The following is a 6599-nucleotide window of genomic DNA, read 5'->3' on the forward strand; positions in this document are numbered from 1 at the left end:
CAGCGCGTGCCGCAGGCGGCCGCCGTCGCGCGCGCCGATTCGCTGCGCGGCACCGAGGTCGACGGCGGCGTGCGTCTCGACGCGAACGGCCACGTCGTGCGCGACCGCGAGCTGCGCCGGCTGTTCGACTATTTCCTCGCGCGTCTCGGCGAACGCAGCGCCGAACGCATCCGCGACGACCTGCTGCAATGGCTGCTGCAGCAGCCGCAGCTCGACGCCGCGGCGCGCGCCGACGTCCTGGCGCTGTACGACCGCTACGTCGAGCTGCAGCGCGCGAGCGCGGCGCTCGGCAGCAGCGGCGATCTGCATGCAGACCTGCAGCGGCTGCAGGCCCTGCGCGAGCGCGAGCTCGGCCGCGAACTCGCGCAGGCCTGGTTCGGCGACGAGCAAGCGTACGCGGCACAGACGCTCGCGCGGCTCGACGTCGCGCGCGATTCGGATCTGGACCCGGCCGCGCGTGCGCAGCGCTTGGCCGAGATCGACGCGGAACTCGATCCGCGGCAGCGCGCCGCGCGCAGCGACAGCACCGATTTCCAGGGCGCCGTCGCGCAGAGCCGGCAGTTCGATGCGGCCGCGGTATCGGCCGAGCAGCGTGCCGAACAGCGCCGCCGGCGCTGGGGCGACGCCGCAGCCGTGCGTCTGGCCGAACTCGATCAGCAGGAAGCGAGCTGGCAGCTGCGCCTGCAGGCCTATGCCCAGGCGCGCGAGCAGGTGTTCGCCGATCGCAGCCTGTCGCCGCCGCAGCGCGAGCTTCGCCTCGCGCGGCTGCTCGACGATTTCAGCGAGGCCGAACGGCGCCGCGTGCTGACACTGGCCGACGAAGGGCTGCTGCCGCAGTGACACGGCGATCCGGCCGCAACGCCGCCGCGCGGCGAGGACGGCGGAACGGCCCGCGCTAGCGATCCAGCACGTCCGCGCCCATCTGCGCGATCGTCGCGGCCATGCGGCCGGCGGCGAGCGCCTGCTCGCTGGACGCGTTGCCCTGCAGCGCGCGCCGCATCACGCCCTGCGCGATCGCGGCGAGGCGGAAGAAATGGAAGGCCAGATGGAACGGCCAGGCGTCGCCGGGATCGAGACCCGTGGCCGCGGCGAAGCGCGCGAGCAGGGCCGCTTCGTCGGGTATGCCGAGCGAAGCACGATCCAGGCCGGCCAGACCGGGCAGCACGGGATTGCGCGGCAGGCGCAGCGCCATGCAGAAATAGCCGAGATCGGCCAGCGGATGGCCCAGGGTCGACAGTTCCCAGTCGACCACGGCGAGCAGGCCTGGCTTGTCGGACCACATCAGGTTGTCGAGACGGAAATCGCCGTGCACGAGCGCGACGCGGCCGTCGTCGGCCGGCGCGGCCGCCGGCAGCGCGTCGATCAGGTGGTCCATCGCCGCGATCGTCCCGGTCTCGCTCGCGCGGTACTGCTCGGTCCAGCGGGCGATCTGGCGCGCGAAATAGTTGCCGGGCTTGCCGTAGTCGGCCAGGCCCGCGGCGGCGACGTCGAGGCGCGCCAGCGCGATCAGACCGTCGAGTGCGGCGCCGTACAGGGCTTCGCGCTGCGCCGGCGCGAGATCCGGCAGCGCCGGATCCCAGTAGATGCGGCCGGGCACGTAGCTCATGAGATAGAACATGCTGCCGATGACGCCGGCGTCCTCGCACAGGTGCAGCGGCTCGGCGACCGGCAGCGGACTGCGTTGCAGCGCGCGCAGTACGCGGAATTCGCGATCGACCGCATGCGCCGACGCGAGCAGCTTGCCCGGCGGCTTGCGCCGCAGCACGTAGCAGCCCGAGGCCGCGTCGATGCGATAGGTCGGGTTCGACTGGCCGCCCTTGAACTTGGTCGCGCTCAGCGGTCCCGCGAAGCCGGGAAGGTGAGCCTGCAGATAGGCGGCGAGTGCGCCGGTGTCGAAGCCGGGATCGGAAGCAGGCGTCATGGATCGCTCGGGCAGGGGCGGCGGGGCCTACGCTAGCAGACCCGGCGCGGCTTGCGCGTCGCCCGTCGTCACCGACGGCGGCATCGCCGCGATCTCAGTAGAAACTGCGCAGCTCGCGATGCGGTTCGGCGTCGAGATGGGGCAGGTGGCTCCAGCGCCGCAGCTGCCAGGCGCCGCGCTCGCGCACGAATTCGACGATGCCGGAATTGGCCAGACTCAGGTTGTGGCGGATCGTCGCCGGTTCGTCGAGCGCGAGCAGCGTCTGTGCGCAGCGCGCGATGACGCCGCCGGAGCTGACGACCAGGGCCGTGCCGGCGCCGGCACGGGTCTCGGCGCGGTCGCGCGCACGATGCACGCGGTCGCGGAACGCCTGCAGGGTTTCCGGCATGACGTCGTCGAGCACGCCGTCGGCCCAGGCCCGGAATGCGCGGCCGAGCAGCGCCTGAACGCGTGCCGGTTCCACGCCGCTGCGCAGCGCGACGAGGTCCGGATCATTGGCGGCGTGCGCCGCATAGCCGCGCAGCAGGCTCTCGTGGTCGAACTCGTTCCAGTCTGCATCGACTACGGCCTGCGGCAATGGCCGCGCGACGGCCGCGGCGGCGGTCTGCAGCGCCTGCAGGGTCTGCGCATGGCGCCGCTGCGCGCCGCTGACGACATGGTTGAATTCGAGATCGGGCTGCGCGGCAAGCCACTGCGCGAGCAACTCGGCCTGGCGCAGGCCGCGCTCGGAAAGCCGGTCGTAGTCGTCGGTGCCGAAGCTCGCCTGGGCGTGGCGGATCAGCAGCAGCCGCGTCGTCGTCGCGCTCACTCGGTCACGTAGTTCTTGCTGAACTTCAATGTATAGCTGCGCGTGTCGCCGGCCGGTGCGATGTGCAGCTCGAAGTTCAGGGTGTCGCTGCCGCGCACCGGAAACTCGGCGAGGTAGTAGATCGCGTCGGCCTCGCGGATCTCGCGCACCGTCACCTCGCTGCGCTGGCCGGCGAGGTTGGCCACGCTGCCGCGGATCTGCGCGGCGACCGGCACCGGTTCGGCGCCGCCGGTCTTCTGCACGGCGATGTTGAGCAGGCCCTGCTTGCTCGAGCGCGGAATCTTGTAGGCGGCGGCGACCTCGGCCGGCAGCAGGTCGGAAGACAGCGCGTTGTAATGCACGACGTAGTCGTCGAAGCGCTGCAGCTGCTCGCTGCGGCCGCGTGCGGGCAGCAATGTCAGCAGCACGGCGGTGCCGACGAGCAAGCCGATCTTGTAGGCCAGTTTCATGGACGTCTCCTGCCGCCGTAGCGGGCCGATCTTACACCGCGGGGCTGCTCAGAGCGGCACGAGCAGCGCGCTGAGCGGACCGAGCGCGTGCGCGAGCGCGAGCATGACCAGGCGCAGCGCGAGCGATGCGTACAGCGGCGACAGGTCGAAGTTCTCGAGCCGCGGCGGCAGCTTGCGGAACGGCCGCAGCAGCGGCTCGGTCAGGCCGAACAGCACTTCGACGGCGGGATTGCGGTGGTCGGGCGAGAAGAAGCTCGCGATCACGCAGAACAGGATGCACCAGAACGCGATGCCGAGCAGGAAGTAGAGCAGGCTGATGGTGCTGCCCAGGAGCAGATAGGCCGGCGACAGCGGCAGGCCGAGCAGCAGGAACAGCAGCACCGTTTCGATCAGCGCGACCAGCCACAGCACCAGCAAGGTGGCGAGGCTGAACTGCCGCCGCGCCGGCAGCAGCTGGCTCAGCGGCCCGACGACGGGATTCGTGGCCCGGTAGACGAACTGGCAGATCGGGTTGTTGAAGCGCACGCGCGTCAGCGGCAGCAGCAGGCGCAGCGCGACGATCAACAGTATCGAACCAAAGACGACCTGGACCAGCATCATGCCGGCGGCAGAGAAGAAGCCCATGCCTCAGCCCCCCGAACCGGCTGCGAGCTCGCGCCCGCGCTGCGTGGCCGCGGCGACCGCGTCGGCGACGATCTCGCGCAGGCCGCGCGTCAGGAAACGCTCGACCGCGGCCTGCGTGGTGCCGCCGGGCGAGGTCACGCGCTCGCGCAGCCTGGCCGGCGTTTCGCCGTCCTCGGCGAGCATGCGGCCGGCGCCGAGCGCGGTCTGGATCGCGAGACGCCGCGCCGCCTCGCGCGGCAGGCCCTGGCCGACTGCGGCGTCCTCGAGCGCCTCGACGAGCAGGAAGAAGTAGGCCGGGCCCGAGCCCGACAGCGCCGTGACGACGTCCATCTGTTCCTCGGCCTCGATCCAGACCGTGAGTCCGGCGGCGCCGAGCACCGCTTCGGCACGGCGGCGCTGTTCCGTCGTCACGCGCGCATTCGCACAGAGGCCGCTCGCGCCGGCGCCGATCAGGGCCGGCGTGTTCGGCATGCTGCGCACGACGGCGACGCCGCCGCCGCACCACGTGTCGAGCTGATCCAGGCGTATGCCCGCGGCGATCGAGATCAGGAGCGGCCGTGTCTGCTGCACGACGGTCCGCAACGCCTCGCAGACCGGCCGCATGACCTGCGGCTTGACCGCGAGCACGATGACCTCGGCATCCGCCGCGGCGCCCGCGCCGTCGGCGTGCACGGCGACGCCGAAGTCGGCGGCCAGCGCCTCGCGCAGTTCGGCATTCGGTTCGGCGACCGCGATGCGCGCGGCCGCGGCGCCGCGGCGCACGAGGCCGCCGATCAGGCTGCGGGCCATATTGCCGCCGCCGACGAAGGCCAGGCGCGGCGTGGGGGATTCGGTTGCGTCAGACATGGGTGTCCAGGCGGGCGGAAAGGAGGCGGGCGTAGGTTGCTGGTGAGCACGGAGAACCGCAACCGGATTACGCGGCGGTGCGGGCGCCGAACAGCGCCGAGCCGATGCGCACCATCGTCGCGCCTTCGGCGATCGCGAGCTCGAAGTCCTCGCTCATGCCCATCGACAGGGTGTCGACGCCGGCATGCTGGCGGCGCAGCGCCTCGAACAGCGCGCGCATGCGCGCGAACGCTGCGCGGCGCAGGCCCGGATCCGCATGCGGCGCCGGAATCGCCATGAGGCCGCGCAGTTCCAGCGCCGGCGCGGCCGCGGCGACCGCAGCGGCGAGCCCGGCGACGTCCTCGGGCCGGCAGCCCGACTTGGACATCTCGTCGTCGACGTTGACCTGGATCAGCACCTTCAGCGGCCCTCGCCCCGGCGGACGCCAGCGCGCGAGCGGCGCGACGAGCTTGAGCCGGTCCAGGCTCTGCAGCCAGTCGAAGTGCTCGGCCGCCTCGCGGCATTTGTTCGACTGCAGCGGCCCGATCAGATGCCATTCGAGCGCGAGATCGGCCAGCTCGCGCTGCTTGGCCAGCGCTTCCTGCACGTAGTTTTCGCCGAAGCGGCGCTGGCCCAGCGCGGCCAGTCCGCGCACGGCCTCGGCCGGCTTGGTCTTGCTCACGGCGAGCAGGTTCACGGTCCGGTTTTGCTGCGCTGCAGCATGTCCGATCCGGGCGCAGATCTCAGTAAAGGCAGTTTCGGAAGAACTCATTTCAAGCGCGTGCACCGGCGGAAAATTGCCGAGCTATACTCGGCCGAGACCACGCCGGACAGCGGCGTCGAACGACTTAGGGGATTGCGCATGGATATCGCCGAGCTGCTGGCATTCTCAGTCAAGAATAAGGCCTCGGACCTGCACTTGTCCGCCGGCCTGCCGCCGATGATCCGCGTCGACGGCGACGTGCGCCGCATCAACATTCCGGCGCTCGACCACAAGCAGATCCATTCGCTGATCTACGACATCATGTCGGACAAGCAGCGGCGCGACTACGAAGAATTCCTCGAGGTCGACTTCTCGTTCGAGATTCCCGGCCTCGCGCGCTTCCGCGTCAACGCGTTCAACCAGAACCGCGGCGCCGGCGCGGTGTTCCGTACGATTCCGTCGGAAGTGCTGACCCTCGAAGACCTCGGCTGTCCCAAGGTGTTCAAGGATCTGATTTCGCAGCCGCAGGGACTGATCCTCGTGACCGGGCCGACGGGCTCGGGCAAGTCGACCACGCTCGCGGCGATGGTCGACCACGTCAACAAGAACGAATACGCGCACATCCTGTCGGTCGAAGACCCGATCGAGTTCGTGCACACCTCGCAGAAGTGCCTGATCAACCAGCGCGAGGTGCATCGCGACACGCACGGCTTCAACGAAGCGCTGCGTTCGGCGCTGCGCGAAGACCCGGACTACATCCTCGTCGGCGAGTTGCGCGATCTCGAAACGATCCGTCTGGCGCTGACCGCCGCGGAAACCGGCCATCTGGTGTTCGCGACCCTGCATACGTCTTCGGCGGCCAAGACCGTCGACCGCATCATCGACGTGTTCCCGGCCGGCGAAAAGCCGATGGTGCGTTCGATGCTGTCCGAATCGCTGCGCGCGGTGATTTCGCAGTCGCTGCTGAAGAAGGTCGGCGGCGGGCGCATCGCGGCGCACGAGATCATGGTCGGCATCCCGGCCATCCGCAACCTGATCCGCGAGGACAAGGTCGCGCAGATGTATTCGTCGATCCAGACCGGCGCGCAGTACGGCATGCAGACGCTCGACCAGTGCCTGCTCGATCTGGTCAAGCGCGGCCTCGTCACGCGGCCGCAGGCGGCCAGCTACGCCAAGAACAAGGAAATCTTCAAGTGACAGGGCGCGGGCCGGCGCGGACGCCGGCCCGTCGCGTCATCGAAGGCGCCGGCGCCGCGGCCCGCGGTCGCC

8 protein-coding genes are annotated in these 6599 nt (G+C 70.4%); 2 read left to right on the forward strand and 6 right to left on the reverse strand.

What is annotated here, in order from left to right:
* The coding region (locus tag NON22_RS18405) for a lipase secretion chaperone (protein WP_257388412.1) at window positions 1-840 on the forward strand (840 nt) is incomplete at its 5' end.
* A 55-nt stretch (window positions 841-895) separates the two neighbouring features.
* On the opposite strand, the gene NON22_RS18410 is transcribed toward NON22_RS18405, so the two are convergent.
* From NON22_RS18410 to NON22_RS18435, 6 genes are all read right to left on the reverse strand, one after another.
* On the reverse strand, window positions 896-1921 hold the full coding sequence (locus tag NON22_RS18410; protein WP_257388414.1) for a phosphotransferase family protein: 1026 nt from the start codon (window positions 1919-1921) through the stop codon (window positions 896-898).
* A 94-nt stretch (window positions 1922-2015) separates the two neighbouring features.
* Complete coding sequence (locus tag NON22_RS18415; RefSeq protein ID WP_257388415.1) at window positions 2016-2729, reverse strand: histidine phosphatase family protein; 714 nt, start codon at window positions 2727-2729, stop codon at window positions 2016-2018.
* A complete protein-coding gene (locus NON22_RS18420) occupies window positions 2726-3178 on the reverse strand; it encodes a DUF4426 domain-containing protein (RefSeq protein WP_257388416.1) in 453 nt (150 codons plus the stop codon). The genes NON22_RS18415 and NON22_RS18420 overlap by 4 nt, the downstream gene beginning before the upstream one ends.
* Before the next feature lie 48 nt (window positions 3179-3226).
* Window positions 3227-3802, reverse strand: a complete 576-nt coding sequence (locus tag NON22_RS18425; protein ID WP_257388417.1) for a YggT family protein — start codon at window positions 3800-3802, stop codon at window positions 3227-3229.
* A gap of 3 nt (window positions 3803-3805) precedes the next feature.
* Window positions 3806-4648, reverse strand: a complete 843-nt coding sequence (gene proC, locus NON22_RS18430; RefSeq protein WP_257388418.1) for a pyrroline-5-carboxylate reductase — start codon at window positions 4646-4648, stop codon at window positions 3806-3808.
* A 67-nt stretch (window positions 4649-4715) separates the two neighbouring features.
* Window positions 4716-5399, reverse strand: a complete 684-nt coding sequence (locus tag NON22_RS18435; RefSeq protein ID WP_257388419.1) for a YggS family pyridoxal phosphate-dependent enzyme — start codon at window positions 5397-5399, stop codon at window positions 4716-4718.
* Window positions 5400-5489: 90 nt separating this feature from the next.
* Between NON22_RS18435 and NON22_RS18440 the strand changes: the two genes are divergently transcribed.
* Entirely contained in the window at window positions 5490-6527 is a 1038-nt protein-coding gene (locus NON22_RS18440) for a type IV pilus twitching motility protein PilT (protein ID WP_257388420.1), read from the forward strand.
* The last annotated feature ends 72 nt before the right edge of the window (window positions 6528-6599 follow it).

This window comes from Tahibacter caeni, assembly GCF_024609805.1.
In the GTDB taxonomy this organism is placed as follows: domain Bacteria; phylum Pseudomonadota; class Gammaproteobacteria; order Xanthomonadales; family Rhodanobacteraceae; genus Tahibacter; species Tahibacter caeni.